Consider the following 23,556-nt stretch of genomic DNA (forward strand, 5'->3'; position numbering starts at 1 on the left):
ATATGACCGCTGTTGAAAGCAGCAAACGCCTCGCATCAGAGACGCCAGTAAGTCTGTTCATACCCTACTCACATCATATTACAGATACGATTATCTCTACGAAAAATGCGGAGTATTTATCAATCTGGAAAATTGACGGACGTTCGCATCAAAGCGCATCAGAAGAAGATATTTTTCAGTGGGTAAAAGAGCTCAATAATACTCTGCGCGGTATTGCATCAGCGAATTTGTCACTGTGGACTCATATTGTACGTCGGCGCGTTTATGAATATCCCGATTCGGCCTTTGATCAAATGTTTTGCTATCAGCTTGATGAAAAATACCAGCAAAGCTTTACGGGTTATAATCTGATGGTCAATGATCTGTATTTGACCGTTGTTTTCCAACCGATAGCCGATAAAGTTATGTCGTTTTTTTCCCAGCATGAACGCGAAACGCTTGATCAAAAAAAGATGCGGCAGGAATCATGTATCAAAGCTCTCAATGATATCAACAACACCTTAGGTCAATCATTAAAGCGCTATGGAGCAGAACTTCTTGGTGCTTATGAAAAAGATGGCCATGCTTACTCTTCTGCGCTTGAATTTCTTGGCATGCTTGTTAATGGCGAATATCACCCTATGCCGATTTGCCACGATCGCTTTGCCGACTATATGTCTATCAATCGGCCTTTTTTCTCAAAATGGGGAGCTCTTGGTGAACTGCGTACAACCAGTGGAATGCGTCGATTTGGCATGCTGGAGATTAAGGAATATGATACGACAACGAAACCAGGACAACTAAATGTTTTGCTGGAAAGTGATTTCGAATTCGTGTTAACGCAAAGTTTTTCTGTACTCTCACGACATGCTGCCAAGGATTATTTACAGCGACATCAGCGTAATCTTATCGATGCACGTGATGTGGCAACCAGTCAAATTGAGCAAATTGACGAAGCACTGAATCAACTTGTCAGTGGGCATTTTGTTATGGGTGAGCATCATTGTACATTAACTATCTATGGTGACACAGCGCAACAAGTTCGCGACCATATGGCAAAAGCAAGTGCAGCCCTGCTAGACGTTGCGGTGTTACCAAAACCTGTAGATTTAGCCATAGAAGCTGGTTATTGGGCACAACTTCCAGCAAATTGGAAATGGCGGCCACGTCCTGCGCCGATTACATCGCTGAATTTTTTATCATTCTCATCTTTTCATAATTTCATGTCAGGTAAACCAACTGGAAACCCATGGGGACCAGCAGTTACAATTCTGAAAACAACAAGTAAAACACCGCTTTATTTCAATTTTCATTCCTCTACACTTGAAGAAGATTCAACGGACAAACGGTTGCTCGGGAATACTGCACTCATTGGGCAATCTGGTTCTGGTAAAACTGTGCTTCTTGGATTTTTGTTAGCGCAAGCACAGAAATTCAAACCAACGACCGTTGTTTTTGATAAGGATCGTGGCATGGAAATTGCCATCCGAGCAATGGGGGGACGATATCTGTCATTTAAAGCTGGTAAAGCAAGTGGTTTCAACCCATTTCAACTTCCCCCCACACAAGATAATCTGATTTTTCTGAAACAATTTGTTAAAAAATTGGCAGAAGCTGGTGGTGAAGTCACACACCATGATGAAGAGGAAATTAACCAAGCTGTCACATCTATTATGAGCAATAATATTGATAGATCGCTGCGTCGCTTGTCTTTTTTGGTACAATTCTTACCAAATCCGCATCTGAGTGATTATAATGCACGCCCATCAGTGCATGCTCGCTTAATAAAATGGTGTGAAGGTGGCGATTATGGATGGTTATTTGATAATCCTAATGATGCACTTGATCTCTCAACACATCAAGTTTACGGCTTTGATATTACCGAATTCTTAGATAACCCAGAGACTCGCACTCCAATAATGATGTATTTGCTTTACCGTACAGAAGGGATGATTAGCGGGCAGCGATTTATGTATATTTTCGATGAGTTTTGGAAACCGTTACAAGATCCATACTTTGAAGATTTAGCAAAAAACAAACAAAAAACGATCCGTAAGCAAAATGGTATTTTTGTTTACGCCACACAAGAACCTGGTGATGCCCTAGAAAGCAATATCGCAAAAACGCTTATTCAGCAGTGTGCAACTTACATTTTTCTAGCCAATCCCAAAGCAAATTATGAAGATTATACAGAAGGCTTTAAACTGACAGATGCTGAATTTGAATTGATCAAAGGACTTGGTGAGTTTAGTCGGCAATTTCTCATCAAGCAGGGTGACCAATCTGCACTTGCAGAGCTCAATCTCGGCAAATTCCACGTAACAATAGATGGAAAAACTGTTGAGCGTAACTTTAGTGATGAGCTTTTGGTGTTATCAGGTACACCTGACAACGCAGAGTTGGCTGAAAGCATTATCGCTGAAGTAGGTGATGACCCAGCAGTATGGTTACCAATTTTTTTACAACATGTAAAAAATGAGAGGAGGGAAACATGAAAAAACAAGTAATCGCAATAGCAACAGTAGTAATTTTGGCAAGCCAAAATTCAGCGATGGCTTTTTTGAGTTTTTTTGGAGCGGGGGCAGCAGACTTAGGCGCATCAGTTCCAACAGAGTTGCCCACTTTTTGGGGATCACCGTCACCACCTCCTAAAGAGCCTTCCCCACCACAGCACTATGTAGAACTCCTTGAATTAACAAAGAAACTGCTTGAAATAAACACGAAAAAACTCCAACAGGCAGAGAAAATCCATAAATCTATAACAGGGAATCGAAAATTAAACCCTAAACAACAGGGAGATATACAAACCGATCAGACTAGTTTTTTCCTTAACGATCCTCACTTAATATATGATAAAAGTTCTAATGTGTTCGTATTCAAACCTAAATCGTTCAGTGACATTCTAAAAGAGGAAAAGATTCCTGATTCTCTCTATGAAGCACGCGAATCTATCGAAGGACGTAAACAATATGCAACCGTTGTCGATAAAGCTGTAAGTTTACAAGCTTTTCAGCACACGGATGCTCGTTTGAAGCAAATCTTAGCATTATTAGAACAAATTCATAAAACAACGGATCTAAAACACATTTCTGAATTACAAGCACATATGAAAGGCATGCTCGCTATAATCCAAAATGAAAATACAAAATTACAGATGGTCGCACATTTACGTGAAACTGAACGAGAGTTCATAAAACAGCAGAAATATAAACGCAATATGAAAATTTTAAACAGTAAAAACACAAAGATGCCCACCATACATTTTATACAATAAGTCTTTATGACAGTATTTTTATATTAAGTGTTGTTTTACACGTATAACAGATAGAAAGGTTTGTTAAAAAGGAATACTGTTCTCTTTGAGGTGTTCGCAAAACTTTTCAAAGAAAAATAATCACAAACGACGTATTTTACTTTACAATCGAAATTGAAATAAATCATTTTTGTAGTTTTGATTGTAAGTCTTTTATCTACTTGCAGATTGGCTCTAAAGCAAAACCAAGCAAGCCAATGGGGCTGTTTTCCTGTTAAAAAAACAGTTCCTGATAAAATTCAGCTAAAAACAAGATGAGAAAGACAAGCTAAACCAGTAAAAGCAGAATAACTCAATAGTTATTACAAAAAAATAGGGAATTTGAACACAAAAACCTCAACAAATTTATAAGATCGTAATGTAAATTCCAATTTTTTACAATATGAAAAAAATGATAGGAGGGAAACATGAGAAGAGTAATTATTTTAGCGACAATAGCAGCCGTTTTTACTACAATGAATTCAGCAAAAGCTTTTACGTTTTCACCTCCTGTGGATCTTAGTGTATTATGGTCCGGTTCTACTAACGAACCTCAAAAGCCTTCTATGCCAAAACACTATGCAGAGATCATTGATTTAATAAAACAAAATATTAAATTACATGAAGAGCATCTTGAAACGACAAAAAAAAGTTATGAATCTATAACAGGGAAACGGAACCTCGGTCTTGAGTCAACAGATTATTCTAGTTTTTTCCTTAAAGATCCTCATTTAATATATGACAAAAATTCTAATGTGTTCATATCCAAACCTAAATTGCTCAATGACATTCTAAGAGAGGAAAAGATTTCTAATTCTCTTAGTGAAGCACGCAAATATGTTGAAAAACGCATCCAGTATGCAACAGCTATAGATAAAAATATAAGTTTACAAGCTTTTCAGAATACAGGTGCTCGTTTAGAGCATCTCTTAGCATTATTAAAACAAATAGATAAAACAACGGATCTAAAACGCATTGCTGAATTACAAGCACATATGAAAGGCATGCTCGCTATAATCCAAAATGAAAATGCAAAATTACAGATGGTCGCACATTTACATGAAGCTGAACGAGAGTTCATAAAACAGCAGAAATATAAACGCAATATGAAAATTTTAAACAGTGAAAACAAAAAAATGCCTACCATACGTTTTATACGGTAGTCTTTGTGACAGTATTTTTCATATTAAGTGTTGTTTTATGCCTATAACAGAGAGAAAGGTTTATTAAAAAGAAATACTGTCTTCTTTGATATGTTCGCAAAACTTTTCAAAGAAAAACAATCATAAATGGCGCATTTTACTTTACAATCGAAATTGAAACAAATCATTTTTGTAGTTTTGATTGTAAGTCTTTTATCTGCTTGTGGATTGGCGCCAAAACCAAAACAACCAAGCCAATGGAACCGCATCCCTATTAACAAAACAGTTCTTGATGAAATTCAACGAGGAGCAATATGACAAAAAAACAAGTTAAACCAGTAAAAGCAGAACAGCTCAACAGTTATTACAAAGAAAGCAGAGGTTTAGAACGTGAACTCATTGGTGAATTTATAAGGTCGTAATATAAATTCCAGTTTTTATAAATATATAAAAATAATAGGAGTAAAATATGAAAAAGCTGTTGATTATAGCAGGAATTTTTGCGCTTTCTGGAATGCCAAACTTAACTTTGGCGCAAAATAAACATGTTACGCGTAAACCTACTAGGATAAGTCTTGTGGGGACGAGATTTGTAGACGTAGAAGAAACAACGCCTACATTAAAAAAGCGCCCGAAAAGGCCAAGACCCAAAAAGCCAGATCCCAAAAAGCCAGAACAAAAAGAATCGTCGGATATCTCGCTGCATAAGCACGCTACTGAAATTAAGACAATTGTCGATTTATTACAAGAACAACTTACATTAAATAAAGCTCTTCTTGAGCAAAAAGAAAAAATCTATACTTCAATAACTGGTAGTCGGACAAACGCAAAACAAGTTATCGATGAAGGTTTATACTTTCCAAATCCACACCTTATTTATGATGAGACTGAACACACAAAAGTACTCCGTAACAAATCAAAAGTTCAAGACATTGTGAAAGAAGAAAACAATCTACTTACAAATCAAAGCCATGCACGCACATCTACTAATCAACGTCTCAAACATGCCGTAGCTATTGATAAAGCAGTAAGCTTGCAAACTTTTCATGAAACAGAAGAGCGCTTTACCAAAATAAAAAAATGTTAGAGGAGACCGGAAAAACGCAAGATCTAAAAAGCATGCTAGAAATGCAAGCACACATACATGGCATGCGCGCCATGATAAAAAATGAAAGTATAAGATTACAAATGGTTGCACATTTTCGCAATGCCGAGCAAGCATTTATTAAACAGAGAAAACGCGCTTTACATTTACAGGTTTTCAAAAAAGAACATAAAGACATGCCTAAAATACGGATTAATGGAAATGTTCCTATCTGAGAATTTTGATAACAACATTTTCTAACAATTTAAACAGCCTGTTAAATTTCACTCTACTCTCACAAAATGCCCAACAGATCGCATAAAAATAAAAAATGAAAATTCGTTAAAGAGGAAGACCATGTCCTTCACTGTATTCACGCAACTTTTCGATGTCATTGATAAGACAACGCAAACATATATCACGGAGTTTTCATCAAAAGCGATCGTTACAATAACGCCCTTTGTATCAATCGGATTAACCATCGCTTTCATTGCATATGCATGGCTCATTATGCGCGGGGCAATAGACATGCCTGCCTCCGGTTTCTTAAGCCGTTGCCTGCGGATAAGCATCATTACTTCAATGGCATTAACTGCAGGAATTTATCAGCCAGAAATCGCAAATCTAATAAAAGAAATACCCAACGATTTGTTAAGCACACTGATACCAGAAGCTATGGATAACAGCAAATTGGCTAATCTACTCGATACAGCAGCCACAAACGGTTTCGATTGTGCAGCACGCACCTTCGAAGAAGCCGTTTTCTTCGACTCCGATGGTGTGCTCTATGGCTTCTTCGGTATCCTCATTCTACTTGCGACAAGCTTCCTTGTCGCAATCGGTGGTGCATTCGTCCTGCTCGCTAAAATCGCCCTCATACTCCTCGTCGGACTTGGACCAATTTTTATCATTGCCTTGCTTTGGCAACCAACTTATCGCCTCTTCGAACAATGGATATCCCAAGTCTTAACCTATACAATCCTTATTGTCCTCTTAGCAACCGTGTTTAGCTTTATGATGAAAATCTTTGCAAACTTCACACAAGATTTCACCCTAGATAAGCATTACAACATAGGCTATACGGTCGGAACTATAGTCATCCTTTCTATCATCTTTATCGTCCTGTTGCTTAAAATAGCAAGCATCGCCAATGCCTTGGCAAAAAACATTACATTTGCCCACCTCTGGAAATTCAGTCCAGCAAGCAGAAAGAAATAATCCTATAGCAGCCATACAATCAAAATATCTCCATCACAAAAAATATTTTCACGACAAAAATAAAATTAACCAAAGAAAAACTATCTAAAAATATAGCCTTTTCTTTATAATCAAAATTGAAATAATGATAAAAAAGTGTTAGAGTTATATATTACGATTGAAAAAGAGGATTGTTCAAATGAAACAAATCATTTTTACAGTTTTGATTGCAAGTCTTTTATCCGCTTGTGGATTGGCACCAAAGCCAAAACAACCAAGCCAGTGGAACCGCGTCCCTATTAACAAAACAGTTCCTGATGAAATTCAACGAGGAGCAATATGACAAAAAAACAAGTTAAACCAGTAAAAGCAGAACAGCTCAACAGTTATTACAAAGAAAGCAGAGGAGAGGATTAGAATCTATAAGTTTTAAAACCAGCGGTGCAATTGTCTATCTCTCTATGAGTTGTAAAATTACAAGGAATGAAATATGAAGAAACTGATTATCCTCATAGCAATCAGTACATTTTTTGGAAATTCAAATTTAGCAATAAGTTCATATCCTATTAGCCAGATCATTGGTTCGAATCTCGATCTCAAATATCAGCATAAGAACCACACTCTATATGCCAACATAACATCTCCTGCTCAACCCCCTATACAGACAGTCTCAAACGCACCTACAGTAGATGGACGGGGGACATATCAGGAAATTTTAAAAATATTAAAAGAAAAAATTAACTTAAGTAAAGATCTCCTTAAGAAAAGGAAAGAGATCCATGATTCAATAACAGGTAGTCGGACAGACGCAAAACAAAATGATGAAACTTTATACTTTCAAAGTCCACACCTTATTTATGATGAGACTGAATACACAAAAGCAATCCGTGACGTTTCATCAATTCAAGGCTTTAGGGTAGCAAAAAATTTTCAGCCTAGTAGTAGTGCAGCCTCTGAAAAGTTTTTAACTAATATGTATCTCAAACATGCAATAGCTGTTGATAAAGTAGTAAGCTTGCGAACTTTTCAAGAAGCAGAAGATCGCTTTACCAAAATAAAAAAAATGTTAGAGGAGGTCGAAAAAACGCAAGATATAAAAGGCATGCTAGAAATGCAAACACAAATAAACGGCATGCTGGCCCTGATAAAAAATGAAAATACAAAATTACAAATGGTTGCACATTTTCGCAATGCCGAGCAAGCATTTATTAAACAGAGAAAACGCGCTTTACATTCACAGGTTTTCAAAAAAGAACATAAAGACATGCCTAAAATACGGATTAATGGAAATGTTCGCAGCTGAGAATTTTGATAACAACATTTTCTAACAATTTAAACAGCCTGTTAAATTTCCACTCTACTCTCACAAAATGCCCAACAGATCGCATAAAAATAAAAAATGAAAATTCGTTAAAGAGGAAGACCATGTCCTTCACTGTATTCACGCAACTTTTCGATGTCATTGATAAGACAACGCAAACATATATCACGGAGTTTTCATCAAAAGCGATCGTTACAATAACGCCCTTTGTATCAATCGGATTAACTATCGCTTTCATTGCATATGCATGGCTCATTATGCGCGGGGCAATAGACATGCCTGCCTCCGGTTTCTTAAGCCGTTGCCTGCGGATAAGCATCATTACTTCAATGGCATTAACTGCAGGAATTTATCAGCCAGAAATCGCAAATCTAATAAAAGAAATACCCAACGATTTGTTAAGCACACTGATACCAGAAGCTATGGATAACAGCAAATTGGCTAATCTACTCGATACAGCAGCCTCTAACGGTTTCGATTGTGCAGCACGCACCTTCGAAGAAGCCGTTTTCTTCGACTCCGATGGTGTGCTCTATGGCTTCTTCGGTGTCCTCATTCTACTTGCGACAAGCTTCCTTGTCGCAATCGGTGGTGCATTCGTCCTGCTCGCTAAAATCGCCCTCATACTCCTCGTCGGACTTGGACCAATTTTTATCATTGCCTTGCTTTGGCAACCAACTTATCGCCTCTTCGAACAATGGATATCCCAAGTCTTAACCTATACAATCCTTATTGTCCTCTTAGCAACCGTGTTTAGCTTTATGATGAAAATCTTTGCAAACTTCACACAAGATTTCACCCTAGATAAGCATTACAACATAGGCTATACGGTCGGAACTATAGTCATCCTTTCTATCATCTTTATCGTCCTGTTGCTTAAAATAGCAAGCATCGCCAATGCCTTGGCAAAAAACATTACATTTGCCCACCTCTGGAAATTCAGTCCAGCAAGCAGAAAGAAATAATCCTATAGCAGCCATACAATCAAAATATCTCCATCACAAAAAATATTTTCACGACAAAAATAAAATTAACCAAAGAAAAACTATCTAAAAATATAGCCTTTTCTTTATAATCAAAATTGAAATAATGATAAAAAAGTGTTAGAGTTATATATTACGATTGAAAAAGAGGATTGTTCAAATGAAACAAATCATTTTTACAGTTTTGATTGCAAGTCTTTTATCCGCTTGTGGATTGGCACCAAAGCCAAAACAACCAAGCCAATGGAACCGCGTCCCTATTAACAAAACAGTTCCTGATGAAATTCAACGAAGAGCAATATGACAAAAAAACAAGTTAAACCAGTAAAAGCAGAACAGCTCAACAGTTATTACAAAGAAAGCAGAGGTTTAGAACGTGAACTCATTGGTGAATTTATAAGGTCGTAATGTAAATTCCAATCTTTCTAACTATATGAAAAAAAGGAATAAAATATGAAAAAGCTGTTTATTATAGCGGGAATTGTTGCGTTTTTGGGAATACCAAACTTAAGTCTGGCGAGTGATTTAAAAACGGACGATCTAAAAGAGATTCAGAATTTACTGACTCAACACGCTGAAGTGTATAAACAACAACTTGAGGAAGAAAAGAAAATATATAACTCCATAACAGGGAATAAAAAAGAAATTTCTTCTCTACTTTCTCCTCTAGAGGCATATCTAGACTTAAATCTACGTTCACTAGATTCAAAAACTCCAAAATCACAGTTAACATCGGTAGTAGATTCATCTACATATTTGTTATATGCACGTGATATTTATCGTATGGACAGAAAATCGCATACGTTCGATTCCAAAGAATATGAGGAATTTTCTAAAGCTCAGGAATTGGATCTAAAGCATGAAAAAATTGATCAACGTCTCAAACATGCGATAGCTGTTGATAAAGCAGTAAGCTTGCAAACTTTTCATGAAGCAGAAGATCGCTTTACCAAAATAAAAAAAATGTTAGAGGAGACCGGAAAAACGCAAGATCTAAAAACCATACTGAGAATACAAGCACAAATAAAGGGAATGCTCGCCACACTCGAAAATGAAGCAGGTAAATTGCAAATGGTTGCACATTTTCGCAATGCCGAGCAAGCATTTATTAAACAACAAAAACGCGCTTTACGTTTACAAACTTTAAAAGGACGCAAAGGCATGCCTACAATACGGATTAATGGAAATGTTCCTACCTGAGAATTTTTATAACAACACTTTGAACAATTAATAGCCTGTTAAATTTCACTCTACTCTCACAAAATGCTCAGCAGATCGCATAAAAATAAAAAATGAAAATTCGTTAAAGAGGAAGACCATGTCCTTCACTGTATTCACGCAACTTTTCGATGTCATTGATACGGCAACGCAAACATATATCACGGATATTTCATCAAAAGCGATCGTTACAATAACCCCCTTTGTATCAATCGGATTAACCATCGCTTTCATTGCATATGCATGGCTCATTATGCGCGGGGCAATAGACATGCCTGCCTCCGGTTTCTTAAGCCGTTGCCTGCGGATAAGCATCATTACTTCAATGGCATTAACTGCAGGAATTTATCAGCCAGAAATCACAAATCTGATAAAAGAAATACCCAACGATTTGTTAAGCACACTGATACCAGAAGCTATGGATAACAGCAAATTGGCTAATCTACTCGATACAGCAGCCTCTAACGGTTTCGATTGTGCAGCACGCACCTTCGAAGAAGCCGTTTTCTTCGACTCCGATGGTGTGCTCTATGGCTTCTTCGGTGTCCTCATTCTACTTGCGACAAGCTTCCTTGTCGCAATCGGTGGTGCATTCGTCCTGCTCGCTAAAATCGCCCTCATACTCCTCGTCGGACTTGGACCAATTTTTATCATTGCCTTGCTTTGGCAACCAACTTATCGCCTCTTCGAACAATGGATATCCCAAGTCTTAACCTATACAATCCTTATTGTCCTCTTAGCAACCGTGTTTAGCTTTATGATGAAAATCTTTGCAAACTTCACACAAGATTTCACCCTAGATAAGCATTACAACATAGGCTATACGGTCGGAACTATAGTCATCCTCTCGACCATCTTTATCGTCCTGTTGCTTAAAATAGCAAGCATCGCCAATGCCTTGGCAAAAAACATTACATTTGCCCACCTCTGGAAATTCAGTCCAGCAAGCAGAAAGAAATAATCCTATAGCAGCCATACAATCAAAATACCTCCATCACAAAAAATATTTTCACGACAAAAATAAAATTAACCAAAGAAAAACTATCTAAAAATATAGCCTTTTCTTTATAATCAAAATTGAAATAATGATAAAAAAGTGTTAGAGTTATATTACGATTGAAAAAGAGGATTGTTCAAATGAAACAAATCATTTTTACAGTTTTGATTGCAAGTCTTTTATCCGCTTGTGGATTGGCACCAAAGCCAAAACAACCAAGCCAATGGAACCGCATCCCTATTAACAAAACAGTTCCTGATGAAATTCAACGAGGAGCAATATGACAAAAAAACAAGTTAAACCAGTAAAAGCAGAACAGCTCAACAGTTATTACAAAAAAAGCAGAGGATTGGAACGTGAACTCATTGGTGAATTTATAAGGTCGTAATGTAAATTCCAGTTTTTATAAATATATAAAAATAAAAGGAATAAAACATGAAAAAGCTGTTGATTATAGCAGGATTTTTTTTGCTTTCTGGAATACCAGACTTAACTTTGGCGCAAAATACACAAAATACACATGTTACGAAGAGACATGAGAGGATAAGTATTATGGGAAGTAGAATTGTAGAAGACACAACGTTTACATTACACAAGCGCCCAAGAAGACCAACTCCCAAAAAGCCAAATTCCAAAAAGCCAAATTCCAAAAAGCCAGATCCCAAAAAGCCAGATCCCAAAAAGCCAGATCCCCAAAAGCCAGATCCCAAAAAGCCAGATCCCAAAAAGCCAGAACAAAAAGAAGTGTCGGATATCTCGCTACATAAACACGCTACTGAAATTAAGGCAATTGTCGATTTATTAAATGAACAACTTGCATTAAATAAAGCCCTTCTTGAGCAAAAAGAAAAAATCTATACTTCAATAACTGGTAGTCGGACAAACGCAAAACAAGTTATCGATGAAGGTTTATACCTTCCAAATCCACACCTTATTTATAATGAGACTGAACACACAAAAGTACTCCGTAACAAATCAAAAGTTCAAGACATTGTGAAAGAAGAAAACAATCTACTTACAAATCAAAGCCATGCACGCACATCTACTAATCAACGTCTCAAACATGCCGTAGCTATTGATAAAGCAGTAAGCTTGCAAACTTTTCATGAAACAGAAGAGCGCTTTACCAAAATAAAAAAAATGTTAGAGGAGACCGGAAAAACGCAAGATCTAAAAAGCATGCTAGAAATGCAAGCACACATACATGGCATGCGCGCCATGATAAAAAATGAAAGTATAAGATTACAAATGGTTGCACATTTTCGCAATGCCGAGCAAGCACTTATTAAACAGAGAAAACGCGCTTTACATTCACAGGTTTTCAAAAAAGAACATAAAGACATGCCTAAAATACGGATTAATGGAAATGTTCGCAGCTGAGAATTTTGATAACAACATTTTCTAACAATTTAAACAGCCTGTTAAATTTCACTCTACTCTCACAAAATGCTCAGCAGATCGCATAAAAATAAAAAATGAAAATTCGTTAAAGAGGAAGACCATGTCCTTCACTGTATTCACGCAACTTTTCGATGTCATTGATAAGACAACGCAAACATATATCACGGAGTTTTCATCAAAAGCGATCGTTACAATAACCCCCTTTGTATCAATCGGATTAACCATCGCTTTCATTGCATATGCATGGCTCATTATGCGCGGGGCAATAGACATGCCTGCCTCCGGTTTCTTAAGCCGTTGCCTGCGGATAAGCATCATTACTTCAATGGCATTAACTGCAGGAATTTATCAGCCAGAAATCACAAATCTGATAAAAGAAATACCCAACGATTTGTTAAGCACACTGATACCAGAAGCTATGGATAACAGCAAATTGGCTAATCTACTCGATACAGCAGCCACAAACGGTTTCGATTGTGCAGCACGCACCTTCGAAGAAGCCGTTTTCTTCGACTCCGATGGTGTGCTCTATGGCTTCTTCGGTATCCTCATTCTACTTGCGACAAGCTTCCTTGTCGCAATCGGTGGTGCATTCGTCCTGCTCGCTAAAATCGCCCTCATACTCCTCGTCGGACTTGGACCAATTTTTATCATTGCCTTGCTTTGGCAACCAACTTATCGCCTCTTCGAACAATGGATATCCCAAGTCTTAACCTATACAATCCTTATTGTCCTCTTAGCAACCGTGTTTAGCTTTATGATGAAAATCTTTGCAAACTTCACACAAGATTTCACCCTAGATAAGCATTACAACATAGGCTATACGGTCGGAACTATAGTCATCCTCTCGACCATCTTTATCGTCCTGTTGCTTAAAATAGCAAGCATCGCCAATGCCTTGGCAAAAAACATTACATTTGCCCACCTCTGGAAATTCAGTACAGCAAGCAGAAAGAAATAATCCTATAGCAGCCATACAATCAAAATACCTCCATCACAAAAAATATTTTCACGACAAAAATAAAATTAACCAAAGAAAAACTATCTAAAAATATAGCCTTTTCTTTATAATCAAAATTGAAATAATGATAAAAAAGTGTTAGAGTTATATATTACGATTGAAAAAGAGGATTGTTCAAATGAAACAAATCATTTTTACAGTTTTGATTGCAAGTTTTTTATCCGCTTGTGGATTGGCACCAAAGCCAAAACAACCAAGCCAGTGGAACCGCGTCCCTATTAACAAAACAGTTCCTGATGAAATTCAACGAGGAGCAATATGACAAAAAAACAAGTTAAACCAGTAAAAGCAGAACAGCTCAACAGTTATTACAAAGAAAGCAGAGGTTTAGAACGTGAACTCATTAACGAATTTATAAAATCACGCAGAACAGCATGGCGTGTAACGGGTGTTGTTGGGATTTTTGGATTGTTTGGCATGATGTGTGGCGTTGTTGGTTTTTTACAACCAGCTCCAACGCCTTTGGTGTTACGCGTTGATAACACAACTGGTGCAGTCGATGTAATTTCTGTGATGCGCGAACATGAAACAAGTTATGGCGAAGTGGTGGATAGGTATTGGCTTAATCAATATGTGCTTAACCGCGAAACTTACGACTACGACACCATTCAGCTCAATTATGATACTGCGGCGCTTTTAAGTGCCCCAGCTGTTCAACAGGAATTTTATAAGATCTACGAAGGTGAAAATGCGCGTGACAAAATACTTTCCAATAAAGGGCGCATTACAGTTAAAGTACGGTCAATTCAGCCAAATGGACGCGGTCAAGCAACTGTACGTTTTACAACACAACAACATGACACGACTGGTACTGTTGGACCCAAACAACATCAAATTGCAACCATTGGTTACACCTATGTTGGTGCACCAATGAAATCATCTGATCGATTACTTAATCCGCTTGGTTTCCAAGTAACAAGTTACCGTGCTGACCCGGAAATACTGTTGAACAATTAAGGGATTGATTATTATGAAAAAATTTGTGTTAATGACCCTACTGTCCTCATTTGTCTCTCTTTATACAGCACCCGTACAGGCACTCAAGACTCCGTCTCATTCACAATATGATCATCGTATTCGTTATGTCACCTATAATGTCGCTGATGTGGTTCAAATTGAAACCGTTCTTGGCGTAGCAACACATATTATCCTTGAAGAAGGCGAACAATATATCACTCACGCCTTTGGTGATTCAGATGCCTATGCCTTTGCACATAAAGGGCGGCATATTTTTATTAAACCCAAGGCAGAGCTTGCTAATACAAACCTTATCGTTGTAACCGATAAGCGTAGTTACAAATTTCGACTACAATTTCGCAATGACCGTGCTGGAGCGACTTATGAACTTGCTTTCCATTATCCTGGAGAAACCTCCCAACAATTAGAGGAACACAAGCGACGCCTTGCCGTTGAAAATGCTTTTCATCAAAATGCAACAGGATATAACCTGAGCTATACCATGACTGGTAACCAAGACATTGCCCCAATAAATGCTTGGGACAATGGACGCATTACCTATTTTAAATTTCCCGCCAACATCGATATGCCATCAATTTACCTAGTGGATGCTGAAGGCAATGAAAGTTTGGTACCACGTACTGTCATAGGCAATTCCAATGATATTATTGCTGTTCATAAGGTCAATCCTAAATGGCTGATACGACTTGGTAAACGCGCTTTGGCTGTTTTTAATGAAGCCTATGATCCCATAGGTATACCAAACACAACTGGAACAATATCTTCGGCAGTTCATCGTATCAATAAAGGAGACAAATAATGTTCGATAATAAGAAAGGGGATGAGAACAACAAAGCTACAGAACTGGATTACACCCAACAAAAACACATTGAAGGTGCGTATGGCAGCTCTGAACTAGGAAAAGAACGTCGTCCAACAGTTCCTGGTGCACGCGTATTGTTAATGGTAGGGCTTGCTGTTGTAGTAGCGGTACCAATTGCTCTAACTTGGAAAGCTTTAAAAATGCGCAATGCTGTAGACGTTGAAGAAGAAAAACCTCAACAAACAGTGCAACAAATTATCCCTAGCTATACGCCTCGAATCATAGAAGAACCAAAGGTTGTAGAAGAAGTAGAAAAATCAACAGATCCAGAGGATTCAACAGAAATTCCACAAGCTTTGGCAAAACTTTTTCAAACAACACTTCCACCACAAATGCTTCAAGATTCTGAAGATTTAGCACGAAAACGTATGCTCAGTTCAGGTCTTAACAACGGTGGTGGTAGCGAAGGTTCTGTAGAAAATTCAAAAAACCGCACATCTGCAAATGATAGCAATAGTGGCGTATTATTTGACCATTTACAGCCTGTACGGTTAGGTCAATCCTATGCCGTTCAACTTCATAACCGTGATCTTTTGATTACACAGGGAACACAGATAGACTGTACATTAGAAACAAAAATCGTCACATCACAACCAGGAATGACGACCTGTCATTTAACGCGTGATGTTTATTCTACGAGCGGTCGTGTTGTTTTACTAGATCGTGGTTCTAAAGTTGTTGGTTTTTACCAAAGTGGCTTACAACAGGGACAATCACGTGTCTTCGTGCAATGGTCACGTATTGAAACGCCCTCTGGTGTTATCGTAAATCTCGACTCACCAGGCACAGGTCCTCTTGGTGAATCAGGTATCGGTGGTTGGGTTGATAACCATTTTTGGGAACGATTCAGTGGTGCAATTATGGTGAGTATCATTGGTGATTTAGGAGAATGGGTAAAAGGAAAAATTGGTCAAGGGGATAAAGAAAAAAAACAATCTCAAGGTGCACAAAATGCTGAATCGGTGGTAACCGATGTTCTTCGAAACTCAATCAACATTGTTCCCACACTTTATAAAAACCAAGGTGAGAGAGTGAATATTTTTGTTGCTCGTGATCTGGATTTCAGTGATGTCTACAGCCTCGTTACACACTAACCCAATACAGAAAGATCAGGCAGTTGCACAACTTCTGCAACCACTTGATCATTTCTTAGAAGATCCAAAAGTTACTGAATTATCAATCTGCCGGCCCTGCGAAGTGTGGACGAAAACCCTCACGGGTTGGCAGGTGCATAGTGTACCTGAATTAACGACCGCTTTTTTGCAAACACTGATCACAGCTATTATCGTTTATAATGGTATGGCCCCTCAAAGCATTAATTATGTACGGTTGCCCGGTGGACAACGTGGGACGATTATACAAACTCCAGCTGTCGTCGATGGTGCACTATCCTTTATGATTCGTAAGCATTCTCTTACGGTTAAGACGCTAGAGGAACTCAACGAAGAAGGTGCGTTTAGTGGTTTTACCGATGTAAGCTTTAATAAGCCCTCAGAAAAAGAAGCAAATGACTTATTATTAAAACAAGATTTCACCCGATTAGAACCGTTTGAAGTGCAACTCCTAGGTCTCAAACGTAATAGAAAAATTCTTGAATTTTTAGAAGGGTGTGTTCTTCACAAACGCAATATTATTATTGCTGGAAAAACAGGATCAGGCAAAACGACATTTGCTCGCTCCTTAATTGAAAAAGTACCCGTAGAGGAACGCATTATCACAATTGAAGATGTTCATGAACTTTTTCTTCCCAATCATCCTAATCATGTGCATATGCTTTACGGTAACGGTGCCGGTCGTGTTGCAGCTGATGAGTGTTTAGATGCCTGTTTGCGTCAGTCACCTGACCGTATTTTTCTTGCGGAACTTCGTGGCAATGAGGCATGGGAATATCTCAACTCGTTAAACACCGGGCATCCTGGATCAATTACAACAACGCATGCCAACAATGCTTTGCAAACATTTGAACGGTGTGCCACCTTGATCAAAAGGTCAGAGGTTGGTCGTCAACTCGATATAGAAATGATAAAGATAGTACTCTACACTACAGTGGATGTAGTATTGTTTTTCAAGGATAGAAAGCTCTCTGAAGTCTTTTATGATCCAATCTTTTCTAAATCGAAAATAGTTTAAGTCCGTCTCTTTTCTGAAGAGAAGCATGCAAATAATAACAGACGCAGCAATTTGTTGCGTCTTTTTTATATAACCCTTTAAAACAAATTTTTTCTTCTAGTTATTACTCTGGTGAATCTCTCACGCTTTTATAACAAAAGGAAAATTGGCAATAAATAAACCTAAAGAAAATCAAATCAGACATGAAGCTTTATTGTATGCAATTCATTGCTTTTGATCATTTTTTATTTATTCTTGAAAAAGATATCTTTTACAGTAAAGAGAAGGAATCATTGTAAAAACAGATCTTATAGCAAAAGAAAATATCTTTGATTCGTATGTCAATGACAATTCTGATACGCACACTTGAAAAGTACCAACCATTGCTATCTCCGAACGACAATGGCTTACCATTCAAAAACTCTCTGCCTCATTTGCCCCTCATCGATATATATTGTTCATCGAACAATTTTATACAATCTGCCGATAGGCATAATTTAACGTATTAAATTTTCAATTTAGCACAAACACATTATATTCCAATTTTTGTAATGGAGGACATCAACAGCATAATATAGAAAGTTCCATTATCGTGTAGTAATAAATTGCAGATCAACCTTCTTTGCACAACAATGCATTTTGATAGCAAAACTTTGCATTTAAAAATATCTTAAAAATCAATTTTATAACAACTTGATTGAACGCATCCCCATTTTTGGTTTTTTAGCATTATTTTGTAGTGTTGCAGAGCGTCTATAACCCATTGGAACGATTGTACATATCAGCTTTATTCTCACATCGACACAACATTTCCCGCTAGAAAAAGAAGAAAAGGCGTCTTAATTATACCATCATGAACAATAGCAGCAACAAACAGTGATTCGTTATGCTATTGATCATTGCTATAAAGTTTTCTCTTTTATGTTGGGAAGTTATAAGGCATTTTTCGTTTCTAAAACAGGTTTTTTGCACTTTTACGTAAGCGACAAGAGAGTTCTCTACACAATTACAAAAAGTTCTATTTTTCATGGATGAATAAGAAAGAATGCAAAATTGTCACTCATAAAGATTCACTAGGATTCAGCAACATTTCTATGATAGTTACATCCATTGCGATAGTATCAATTCCTTGCAACCTATTATCTATAGGCAAGATATTGATTTATAATGATAATTTATCGTTTTGCATGTTGAATGAGAGATCCGAATATTCTGAGATTCCCTCATTTCAAACTTGCTGATGGTGAATCAATCAAACCATTCCTTTGCACATCACAAGTAGAATTATCGTGTGGATAAAAAAGAGAGAAGAAAGGCGTAAAATGCCTCTTATGAATTGTCTAAATACCAAGGGCTGTCGCAACATTGAGGGCCAGTAAAAAGTATGATGGGGCCGGCTTATACCTTCAAAGGCGAATCATGAAGAAAAATACAATAAAATCAATATATTAAGTGTATTTATTTTATTTGAATTCACTTTAGAATCCACACTTTTATGCACGATTCAATTAAACATTTTTTACAAACAATAGCCATCTATAAACAGAGCATAAAAAGCAAATCATGATGCCAATGTTATAATATATGAGAGCATTCAAATAAAATGCAAAGCAGTTATCATTCATAACATCTCATAAATTTGATAAGACGTTTTTATCATAACATAATTGTATAGACGTAAAGAATAATATGGCTTTTGCTCTTTTTTGAGCAAAAAAGGAATTAATCGTTTTGAAGCTGTTATAAGGTTATAGATTTTCACTCATTGAGAATCGCATAAAAGGATTTAAAGACAATCGATTTTATAACGCTTACTAAAAATTTAGAAAACGGTAGATAGCCACCATATTATCTCTTATGAAAGCGATATCCTTTTAATGATAGAACGCAAAACACATATCAAAAGCTGTTTTAATAATAGGTTTAAAGTAATAAACGCAATTTGGATTGAGTGATCAGGGTCACCCCAAATTTGGGGACACCTCTTTAAGATAATATAGCGTCTTTAAATGCAGATATTTGAAACGTTTTTTTGAAAGGAGTTAATCCAAATTTGGATTGAGTGATTTTAGTTACCTCAAAAATGAGGGCACCTTTTTTCATAAGCAGAGAGAAGTTGAGAGATAACATCATTAAACGCAAATGTTTAAAGAGAGCTCTATAGCTGTTTTTTGTTTTATGAGAGATTGCTTTAAAAACCAACGCTTGCTTTTGATTGGCTTGATATAACTTACAAAGCGTTTTGATTTTAGAATGTAATTTCTTTGAAATTTACTCAACTCAAAAATGAGCTTAGTATTTTAATACGTTTAAAAGAGGTTTTATAACCATTAAGAGAGTTAACATGTTTTTTCATTCAAATATGATGATCTAAAAGAACGCTTTCATAATCATTCCTTTATATTATTTTGGATAAGTTTTTATAAACAGACTAGAGAGCTTGCAATACTAATACGTTTTGTATACATGCGTTTATTCATTTGTTAATTTGTATTTTTTAGTTACATTTCATTTGCAAGCCGCGTCACGTAAAAATGGCACGGCTTTCTTTTTTGCTCTCTTGTCTTTTAAGATGGCATGAAACCAACGCCCCCCGCATTTGTTATTTATTCTTCAGTATCAACAATCTCGATAAGAATATCGCTCTTATTAACCTCCTTATTTTTTGGAACCTCTCTTATCTCACTTCTTCGATTGAGTTTTGCACGACCACAAGCACGACCAAAGACTTTGATCGTATGGGAAACCTGAGCTTTACCATAAACAGAGCCATAAATCTCAGCACAGCCACTCACTTTTGCATAGTCATAAACCTTGCCATAAATTTTTACACGGTTATGAACAACAGCATAGCCATAAACATGTGCAGTGCTAAAAAGACAAGCAGAGCCTGACACCCTAGCGCTACCATAAAGCCTTGCATATTCAAAAAGACAGCTATTATGAGAAAGATGCGCCTTGCCATAAACATGGGCATCAATTGAAACGCGGCTATTGCCATAAACACGAGCCTTGCCATAAACATACCCAGCCACATACGCATTGTCATAAACAAATGCATTGTCATAAATTTTTGCATATTGAGAAATAAACACCTTATCATGCACCTGAGCATAGCCATAGACACGACCACAAACTTGCGCATTGCCTCGTATTTTTGCATTCTCATAGACACGGGCATGTTTATAAACCAATGCATCATCATAAACCCAGCAAAGACCGTTATGAGAGAGGTTTTCTTCCTTTTCGATAAAACCACCCAGTTGACCAGCTTTGACATCAGAAAAGCTTTTTAAAGCCTGAATGCGATAAAGCGTTGTAATTTTTTGTGTAATTTTATCTTTCAGTTGTTTTGTTTCATTGGTTCGTTTGTATTTTTTGGACATCATAAGACCCCTCACAATCTCTCTTGTGAAAAAAGTTGCATGGAAAATGTTGGAAAAATGGAATGACCGCGGCGCTTTAAAGGTTTAAAAAGGCTTTATTACGCAGCCAGATGATTTTTATTTCATTATCGGAAAGCAATTCGATATAAGACCTTGTTTCAATATCATCACGGGTCTTTTCTAAAATCATAACAACGCCGTGACTATTAGCATTCTCATAAATATGAACATAATTGACGACACGGGCGTGATCATAAATTTGTGCATTGCCATAGACATGGGCATGGTCATAAATGATCGATTTACCAAGAACGATAGCATTGCCATAGACATAACCAGCGATAATAGCGTTATGATAGACCCTAGCATTCTCATAAACACGACCTGAGTTTAAAACCAGAGCATTACCATAAACCCAGCAATTGCCATCATGGGAGAGGTTATTTTCATTTTCGATAAAACCACCCAATTGACCAGCCTTTACATCAGAAAAGCTTTTTAAAGCCTGAATGCGATAAAATATGCGATTACCAAAGAGACGCGTTTCATTTGTTAATTCATATTTTTTAGTTACAACTGTACTAATCATGAGAAAACCCAATCTAAATATTTAACAAATTTTGAATGAAATGTTCTTAAGAAGGGGCGCCCCCCGCACCCGAGTGTCATTTATGCTGCTTTGTTGTCACCAATCTTTACAACTGTATCATCTTCATAAATTTCACAATCCTCAGGAATCCCATATAAATAGTAAATGTTTTGTTCGTGATATGAATAACCATCTCTTTTTAATATTGCATTGCCATGCACCAAACCTCTAATGGTATGATAACCAGTCACTTTTGCATTGCCATAAACAGAACCGTAGACCTTAGTATAACCTCCCACACTAGCATTGCCATAAACAGAGCCATAAATTTTTGCAGCCCCATTAACAACGGCATTCTCATAAACTTTTGCCTTTACTTTAATACGAGCACTACCTGATACTTTTGCATTACCATAAACCCGCGCCTTATGATAAACCCATGCTTTATTGGAAATATGGGCATTGTCATAAACATGGGCATGAGGATAAACGCGGGTTTTGTCGCAGACATGGGCATTGCCATAGACATGACCACAAACTTGCGAATTGCCTCGTATTTTTGCATTCTCATAAACACGGGCGTGACCATAAACCCATGCATTATCATATACCCAGCAGTTACCATCATGAGAGAGGTTATCTTCGTTTTCAATAAAGCCCCCCAATTGACCAGCCTTTATATCATCAAAATCTCTTAAAGCACGAATGCGATAAAGGGTATAATCATCTAATACACGGGTTTCATTTGTTAATTCATATTTTTTGGATACAGTTATAGTGGTCATAGGTAAGTTCCCAATCTAAATAATGGATTAAATTTCAATGAAATCTAGAGAGGGGCGCCCCCGCCGCGCCCGTGGTGTTATTTACGCAGCTTGATTTGCATCTTCAGAATTGCAATCATATTGGTAATCATCATCATAACCATAATCATCATAATATTCGTGACGATAATAATCATCTTCGCTACCAAATTCGGGAACCGCGGCATCATAAATATCATCATCAGATGATAAAGAGGCGTCACTATGAATACAAGAATAACCAGATACGGTAGCCCCACAAACCACGGCATCATCAATGACATAAGAATTACCACAAATATAAGCAGCGCCGCTTATTTTTGCATTGCCTCCAATTTGAACATCATCACAAATCACGGCATCATCAGAAATATGAGCATGCCCACTTACAGAGGCGTTATCATAAATTTTTGCATTGCCTTCAATAACAACCGCCCCTTTAATATGAGCATTTCCATAAAGGCGCGCATTGCCCCCCATAAAAATAGATTCGAAAATAGCATTTCCATAAATTTTTGCATTGCCACAAACGTCTACAAAATAGCTTTTTACTTTTGCATTGCCTGAAACCTTTGCATTTTGAAAGACACGGGCTTTATCATAAACCCAGCAATTGCCTTTATGTGATAAGTTGCTTTCTTTTTGGATAAAACCGCCTAGATCCCCTTTTTTCACATCACCAAAGTCTTTTAAAGCACGGATACGGTACAATGTGAGACCAGTCATAAAATCCATTTCATTGGTCAATTCATATTTTTTGGATGATTTTCTATTTTTAACAGTAGCGTTCATAGCTAGTGTCTCCTTATCATAAAGTTTCTATTGACCCCCATACGGGCGCCGGGCGGTAGAAACACGGTGATAAGTCCGTCGTTATGTTTTCCTCCATAAAAGGAGTATTATATGACATAACCACACCCGACAAAATCATTATATGCTAATCAACGCATAAAAGACAGTCAGTTTTTTTATAAATGGAAAGGCTGTATCGTAACCTATCCGCTTATCAAAAGTGTTTCTAGCACTTGAGTATTTATATAACAAAATACGTATTTATTGTCAACTATCTTTTATTCTTTTTTGTGTTTTTTATAATTATTTTTTATACCATTGTGTATAAATATGCGTCATATGCTTATGAATATTTTCTGTTTTATTGACTCTATTTGACTCTATATTACGCAATTGCGTTAT

At 37.0% G+C, this 23,556-nt stretch carries 25 protein-coding genes and 4 pseudogenes; 25 read left to right on the forward strand and 4 right to left on the reverse strand.

Annotated elements, in window-relative coordinates; translation table 11 throughout:
* The first annotated feature begins 2 nt into the window (after positions 1 to 2).
* The 25 genes and pseudogenes from LNM86_RS11185 (at position 3) to virB11 (ending at position 17,605) form a co-directional block, all read left to right on the forward strand.
* Positions 3 to 2,474 (forward strand): VirB4 family type IV secretion/conjugal transfer ATPase, encoded by a 2,472-nt coding sequence (locus LNM86_RS11185; RefSeq protein ID WP_241437734.1) that lies wholly within the window; start codon positions 3 to 5, stop codon positions 2,472 to 2,474.
* Positions 2,471 to 3,253, forward strand: coding sequence for a TrbJ/VirB5 family protein (locus LNM86_RS11190; RefSeq protein ID WP_241437735.1), 783 nt, complete (start codon positions 2,471 to 2,473; stop codon positions 3,251 to 3,253). Before LNM86_RS11185 ends, LNM86_RS11190 begins: the two co-directional genes overlap by 4 nt.
* A gap of 446 nt (positions 3,254 to 3,699) precedes the next feature.
* On the forward strand, positions 3,700 to 4,434 hold the full coding sequence (locus LNM86_RS11195; protein ID WP_241437736.1) for a TrbJ/VirB5 family protein: 735 nt from the start codon (positions 3,700 to 3,702) through the stop codon (positions 4,432 to 4,434).
* Positions 4,435 to 4,587: 153 nt separating this feature from the next.
* Positions 4,588 to 4,731 carry a TrwH protein gene (locus LNM86_RS11200; protein ID WP_241439011.1) on the forward strand — a complete coding sequence of 48 codons (144 nt, stop codon included), beginning with the start codon at positions 4,588 to 4,590 and terminating at the stop codon, positions 4,729 to 4,731.
* A pseudogene (locus LNM86_RS12880) lies at positions 4,728 to 4,832 on the forward strand (TrwG protein); the annotation flags it as partial. The gene LNM86_RS11200 and the pseudogene LNM86_RS12880, both read left to right, overlap by 4 nt.
* A 50-nt stretch (positions 4,833 to 4,882) precedes the next feature.
* A complete protein-coding gene (locus LNM86_RS11205) occupies positions 4,883 to 5,500 on the forward strand; it encodes a TrbJ/VirB5 family protein (RefSeq protein WP_241437737.1) in 618 nt (205 codons plus the stop codon).
* A gap of 41 nt (positions 5,501 to 5,541) precedes the next feature.
* Positions 5,542 to 5,592, forward strand: a pseudogene (locus tag LNM86_RS13040) (hypothetical protein); the annotation flags it as partial.
* Positions 5,593 to 5,601: 9 nt separating this feature from the next.
* Positions 5,602 to 5,733 (forward strand): hypothetical protein, encoded by a 132-nt coding sequence (locus LNM86_RS12785; RefSeq protein ID WP_256460913.1) that lies wholly within the window; start codon positions 5,602 to 5,604, stop codon positions 5,731 to 5,733.
* Between the two features lie 121 nt (positions 5,734 to 5,854).
* Entirely contained in the window at positions 5,855 to 6,715 is an 861-nt protein-coding gene (locus LNM86_RS11210; protein ID WP_241437738.1) for a TrbL/VirB6 family protein, read from the forward strand.
* A 178-nt stretch (positions 6,716 to 6,893) separates the two neighbouring features.
* Positions 6,894 to 7,037 (forward strand): TrwH protein, encoded by a 144-nt coding sequence (locus LNM86_RS11215; protein ID WP_241437739.1) that lies wholly within the window; start codon positions 6,894 to 6,896, stop codon positions 7,035 to 7,037.
* Between the two features lie 147 nt (positions 7,038 to 7,184).
* Positions 7,185 to 7,997: a TrbJ/VirB5 family protein gene (locus tag LNM86_RS11220; RefSeq protein WP_241437740.1), complete on the forward strand. Its 813-nt coding sequence runs from the start codon at positions 7,185 to 7,187 to the stop codon at positions 7,995 to 7,997.
* A gap of 122 nt (positions 7,998 to 8,119) precedes the next feature.
* The gene (locus tag LNM86_RS11225) at positions 8,120 to 8,980 is read left to right on the forward strand and encodes a TrbL/VirB6 family protein (protein ID WP_241437741.1); all 861 of its coding nucleotides are present in this window, start codon (positions 8,120 to 8,122) and stop codon (positions 8,978 to 8,980) included.
* 178 nt (positions 8,981 to 9,158) lie between these two features.
* A complete protein-coding gene (locus LNM86_RS11230; protein ID WP_241437742.1) occupies positions 9,159 to 9,302 on the forward strand; it encodes a TrwH protein in 144 nt (47 codons plus the stop codon).
* Positions 9,299 to 9,403: pseudogene (locus LNM86_RS11235) on the forward strand (TrwG protein); the annotation flags it as partial. The gene LNM86_RS11230 and the pseudogene LNM86_RS11235, both read left to right, overlap by 4 nt.
* Positions 9,404 to 9,451: 48 nt before the next feature.
* A complete protein-coding gene (locus LNM86_RS11240) occupies positions 9,452 to 10,198 on the forward strand; it encodes a TrbJ/VirB5 family protein (protein ID WP_241437743.1) in 747 nt (248 codons plus the stop codon).
* 118 nt (positions 10,199 to 10,316) lie between these two features.
* Complete coding sequence (locus LNM86_RS11245; RefSeq protein ID WP_241437744.1) at positions 10,317 to 11,177, forward strand: TrbL/VirB6 family protein; 861 nt, start codon at positions 10,317 to 10,319, stop codon at positions 11,175 to 11,177.
* A gap of 176 nt (positions 11,178 to 11,353) precedes the next feature.
* Entirely contained in the window at positions 11,354 to 11,497 is a 144-nt protein-coding gene (locus LNM86_RS11250) for a TrwH protein (RefSeq protein ID WP_241437745.1), read from the forward strand.
* A pseudogene (locus LNM86_RS11255) lies at positions 11,494 to 11,598 on the forward strand (TrwG protein); the annotation flags it as partial. The gene LNM86_RS11250 and the pseudogene LNM86_RS11255, both read left to right, overlap by 4 nt.
* Before the next feature lie 50 nt (positions 11,599 to 11,648).
* Complete coding sequence (locus LNM86_RS11260) at positions 11,649 to 12,593, forward strand: TrbJ/VirB5 family protein (RefSeq protein WP_241437746.1); 945 nt, start codon at positions 11,649 to 11,651, stop codon at positions 12,591 to 12,593.
* 121 nt (positions 12,594 to 12,714) lie between these two features.
* Entirely contained in the window at positions 12,715 to 13,575 is an 861-nt protein-coding gene (locus LNM86_RS11265; protein WP_241437747.1) for a TrbL/VirB6 family protein, read from the forward strand.
* A gap of 178 nt (positions 13,576 to 13,753) precedes the next feature.
* Positions 13,754 to 13,897 carry a TrwH protein gene (locus LNM86_RS11270; RefSeq protein ID WP_241437748.1) on the forward strand — a complete coding sequence of 48 codons (144 nt, stop codon included), beginning with the start codon at positions 13,754 to 13,756 and terminating at the stop codon, positions 13,895 to 13,897.
* Positions 13,894 to 14,592: a VirB8 family type IV secretion system protein gene (locus tag LNM86_RS11275; protein ID WP_241437749.1), complete on the forward strand. Its 699-nt coding sequence runs from the start codon at positions 13,894 to 13,896 to the stop codon at positions 14,590 to 14,592. The genes LNM86_RS11270 and LNM86_RS11275 overlap by 4 nt, the downstream gene beginning before the upstream one ends.
* Before the next feature lie 13 nt (positions 14,593 to 14,605).
* Positions 14,606 to 15,412 carry a P-type conjugative transfer protein VirB9 gene (gene virB9 / locus LNM86_RS11280; protein WP_241437750.1) on the forward strand — a complete coding sequence of 269 codons (807 nt, stop codon included), beginning with the start codon at positions 14,606 to 14,608 and terminating at the stop codon, positions 15,410 to 15,412.
* Positions 15,412 to 16,569: a type IV secretion system protein VirB10 gene (gene virB10, locus LNM86_RS11285; protein ID WP_241437751.1), complete on the forward strand. Its 1,158-nt coding sequence runs from the start codon at positions 15,412 to 15,414 to the stop codon at positions 16,567 to 16,569. Before virB9 ends, virB10 begins: the two co-directional genes overlap by 1 nt.
* On the forward strand, positions 16,541 to 17,605 hold the full coding sequence (virB11, locus tag LNM86_RS11290; protein WP_241437752.1) for a P-type DNA transfer ATPase VirB11: 1,065 nt from the start codon (positions 16,541 to 16,543) through the stop codon (positions 17,603 to 17,605). The genes virB10 and virB11 overlap by 29 nt, the downstream gene beginning before the upstream one ends.
* Positions 17,606 to 20,190: 2,585 nt before the next feature.
* On the opposite strand, the gene LNM86_RS11295 is transcribed toward virB11, so the two are convergent.
* The 4 genes from LNM86_RS11295 to LNM86_RS11310 all read right to left on the reverse strand — a co-directional run bounded on the left by LNM86_RS11295 (position 20,191) and on the right by LNM86_RS11310 (position 23,154).
* Complete coding sequence (locus LNM86_RS11295) at positions 20,191 to 20,970, reverse strand: hypothetical protein (RefSeq protein WP_241439012.1); 780 nt, start codon at positions 20,968 to 20,970, stop codon at positions 20,191 to 20,193.
* 76 nt (positions 20,971 to 21,046) lie between these two features.
* Positions 21,047 to 21,559: a hypothetical protein gene (locus LNM86_RS11300; protein ID WP_241437753.1), complete on the reverse strand. Its 513-nt coding sequence runs from the start codon at positions 21,557 to 21,559 to the stop codon at positions 21,047 to 21,049.
* 80 nt (positions 21,560 to 21,639) lie between these two features.
* A complete protein-coding gene (locus LNM86_RS11305; RefSeq protein WP_241437754.1) occupies positions 21,640 to 22,344 on the reverse strand; it encodes a hypothetical protein in 705 nt (234 codons plus the stop codon).
* A gap of 81 nt (positions 22,345 to 22,425) precedes the next feature.
* A complete protein-coding gene (locus LNM86_RS11310; protein WP_241437755.1) occupies positions 22,426 to 23,154 on the reverse strand; it encodes an LbetaH domain-containing protein in 729 nt (242 codons plus the stop codon).
* Positions 23,155 to 23,556 lie beyond the last annotated feature (402 nt).

Origin of the sequence: Bartonella machadoae, from assembly GCF_022559585.1 — a bacterium.
In the GTDB taxonomy this organism is placed as follows: Bacteria; Pseudomonadota; Alphaproteobacteria; order Rhizobiales; family Rhizobiaceae; genus Bartonella; species Bartonella machadoae.

Bases quoted from the DNA above. Each gene is read 5' to 3' on its own strand.
- LNM86_RS11185 (WP_241437734.1), top strand. From the start codon at position 3: ATGACCGCTGTTGAAAGCAGCAAACGCCTCGCATCAGAGACGCCAGTA.
- LNM86_RS11190 (WP_241437735.1), top strand. From the start codon at position 2,471: ATGAAAAAACAAGTAATCGCAATAGCAACAGTAGTAATTTTGGCAAGC.
- LNM86_RS11195 (WP_241437736.1), top strand. From the start codon at position 3,700: ATGAGAAGAGTAATTATTTTAGCGACAATAGCAGCCGTTTTTACTACA.
- LNM86_RS11205 (WP_241437737.1), top strand. From the start codon at position 4,883: ATGAAAAAGCTGTTGATTATAGCAGGAATTTTTGCGCTTTCTGGAATG.
- LNM86_RS12785 (WP_256460913.1), top strand. From the start codon at position 5,602: ATGGTTGCACATTTTCGCAATGCCGAGCAAGCATTTATTAAACAGAGA.
- LNM86_RS11210 (WP_241437738.1), top strand. From the start codon at position 5,855: ATGTCCTTCACTGTATTCACGCAACTTTTCGATGTCATTGATAAGACA.
- LNM86_RS11215 (WP_241437739.1), top strand. From the start codon at position 6,894: ATGAAACAAATCATTTTTACAGTTTTGATTGCAAGTCTTTTATCCGCT.
- LNM86_RS11220 (WP_241437740.1), top strand. From the start codon at position 7,185: ATGAAGAAACTGATTATCCTCATAGCAATCAGTACATTTTTTGGAAAT.
- LNM86_RS11225 (WP_241437741.1), top strand. From the start codon at position 8,120: ATGTCCTTCACTGTATTCACGCAACTTTTCGATGTCATTGATAAGACA.
- LNM86_RS11230 (WP_241437742.1), top strand. From the start codon at position 9,159: ATGAAACAAATCATTTTTACAGTTTTGATTGCAAGTCTTTTATCCGCT.
- LNM86_RS11240 (WP_241437743.1), top strand. From the start codon at position 9,452: ATGAAAAAGCTGTTTATTATAGCGGGAATTGTTGCGTTTTTGGGAATA.
- LNM86_RS11245 (WP_241437744.1), top strand. From the start codon at position 10,317: ATGTCCTTCACTGTATTCACGCAACTTTTCGATGTCATTGATACGGCA.
- LNM86_RS11250 (WP_241437745.1), top strand. From the start codon at position 11,354: ATGAAACAAATCATTTTTACAGTTTTGATTGCAAGTCTTTTATCCGCT.
- LNM86_RS11260 (WP_241437746.1), top strand. From the start codon at position 11,649: ATGAAAAAGCTGTTGATTATAGCAGGATTTTTTTTGCTTTCTGGAATA.
- LNM86_RS11265 (WP_241437747.1), top strand. From the start codon at position 12,715: ATGTCCTTCACTGTATTCACGCAACTTTTCGATGTCATTGATAAGACA.
- LNM86_RS11270 (WP_241437748.1), top strand. From the start codon at position 13,754: ATGAAACAAATCATTTTTACAGTTTTGATTGCAAGTTTTTTATCCGCT.
- LNM86_RS11275 (WP_241437749.1), top strand. From the start codon at position 13,894: ATGACAAAAAAACAAGTTAAACCAGTAAAAGCAGAACAGCTCAACAGT.
- virB9 (WP_241437750.1), top strand. From the start codon at position 14,606: ATGAAAAAATTTGTGTTAATGACCCTACTGTCCTCATTTGTCTCTCTT.
- virB10 (WP_241437751.1), top strand. From the start codon at position 15,412: ATGTTCGATAATAAGAAAGGGGATGAGAACAACAAAGCTACAGAACTG.
- LNM86_RS11295 (WP_241439012.1), bottom strand. From the start codon at position 20,970: ATGTCCAAAAAATACAAACGAACCAATGAAACAAAACAACTGAAAGAT.
- LNM86_RS11300 (WP_241437753.1), bottom strand. From the start codon at position 21,559: ATGATTAGTACAGTTGTAACTAAAAAATATGAATTAACAAATGAAACG.
- LNM86_RS11305 (WP_241437754.1), bottom strand. From the start codon at position 22,344: ATGACCACTATAACTGTATCCAAAAAATATGAATTAACAAATGAAACC.
- LNM86_RS11310 (WP_241437755.1), bottom strand. From the start codon at position 23,154: ATGAACGCTACTGTTAAAAATAGAAAATCATCCAAAAAATATGAATTG.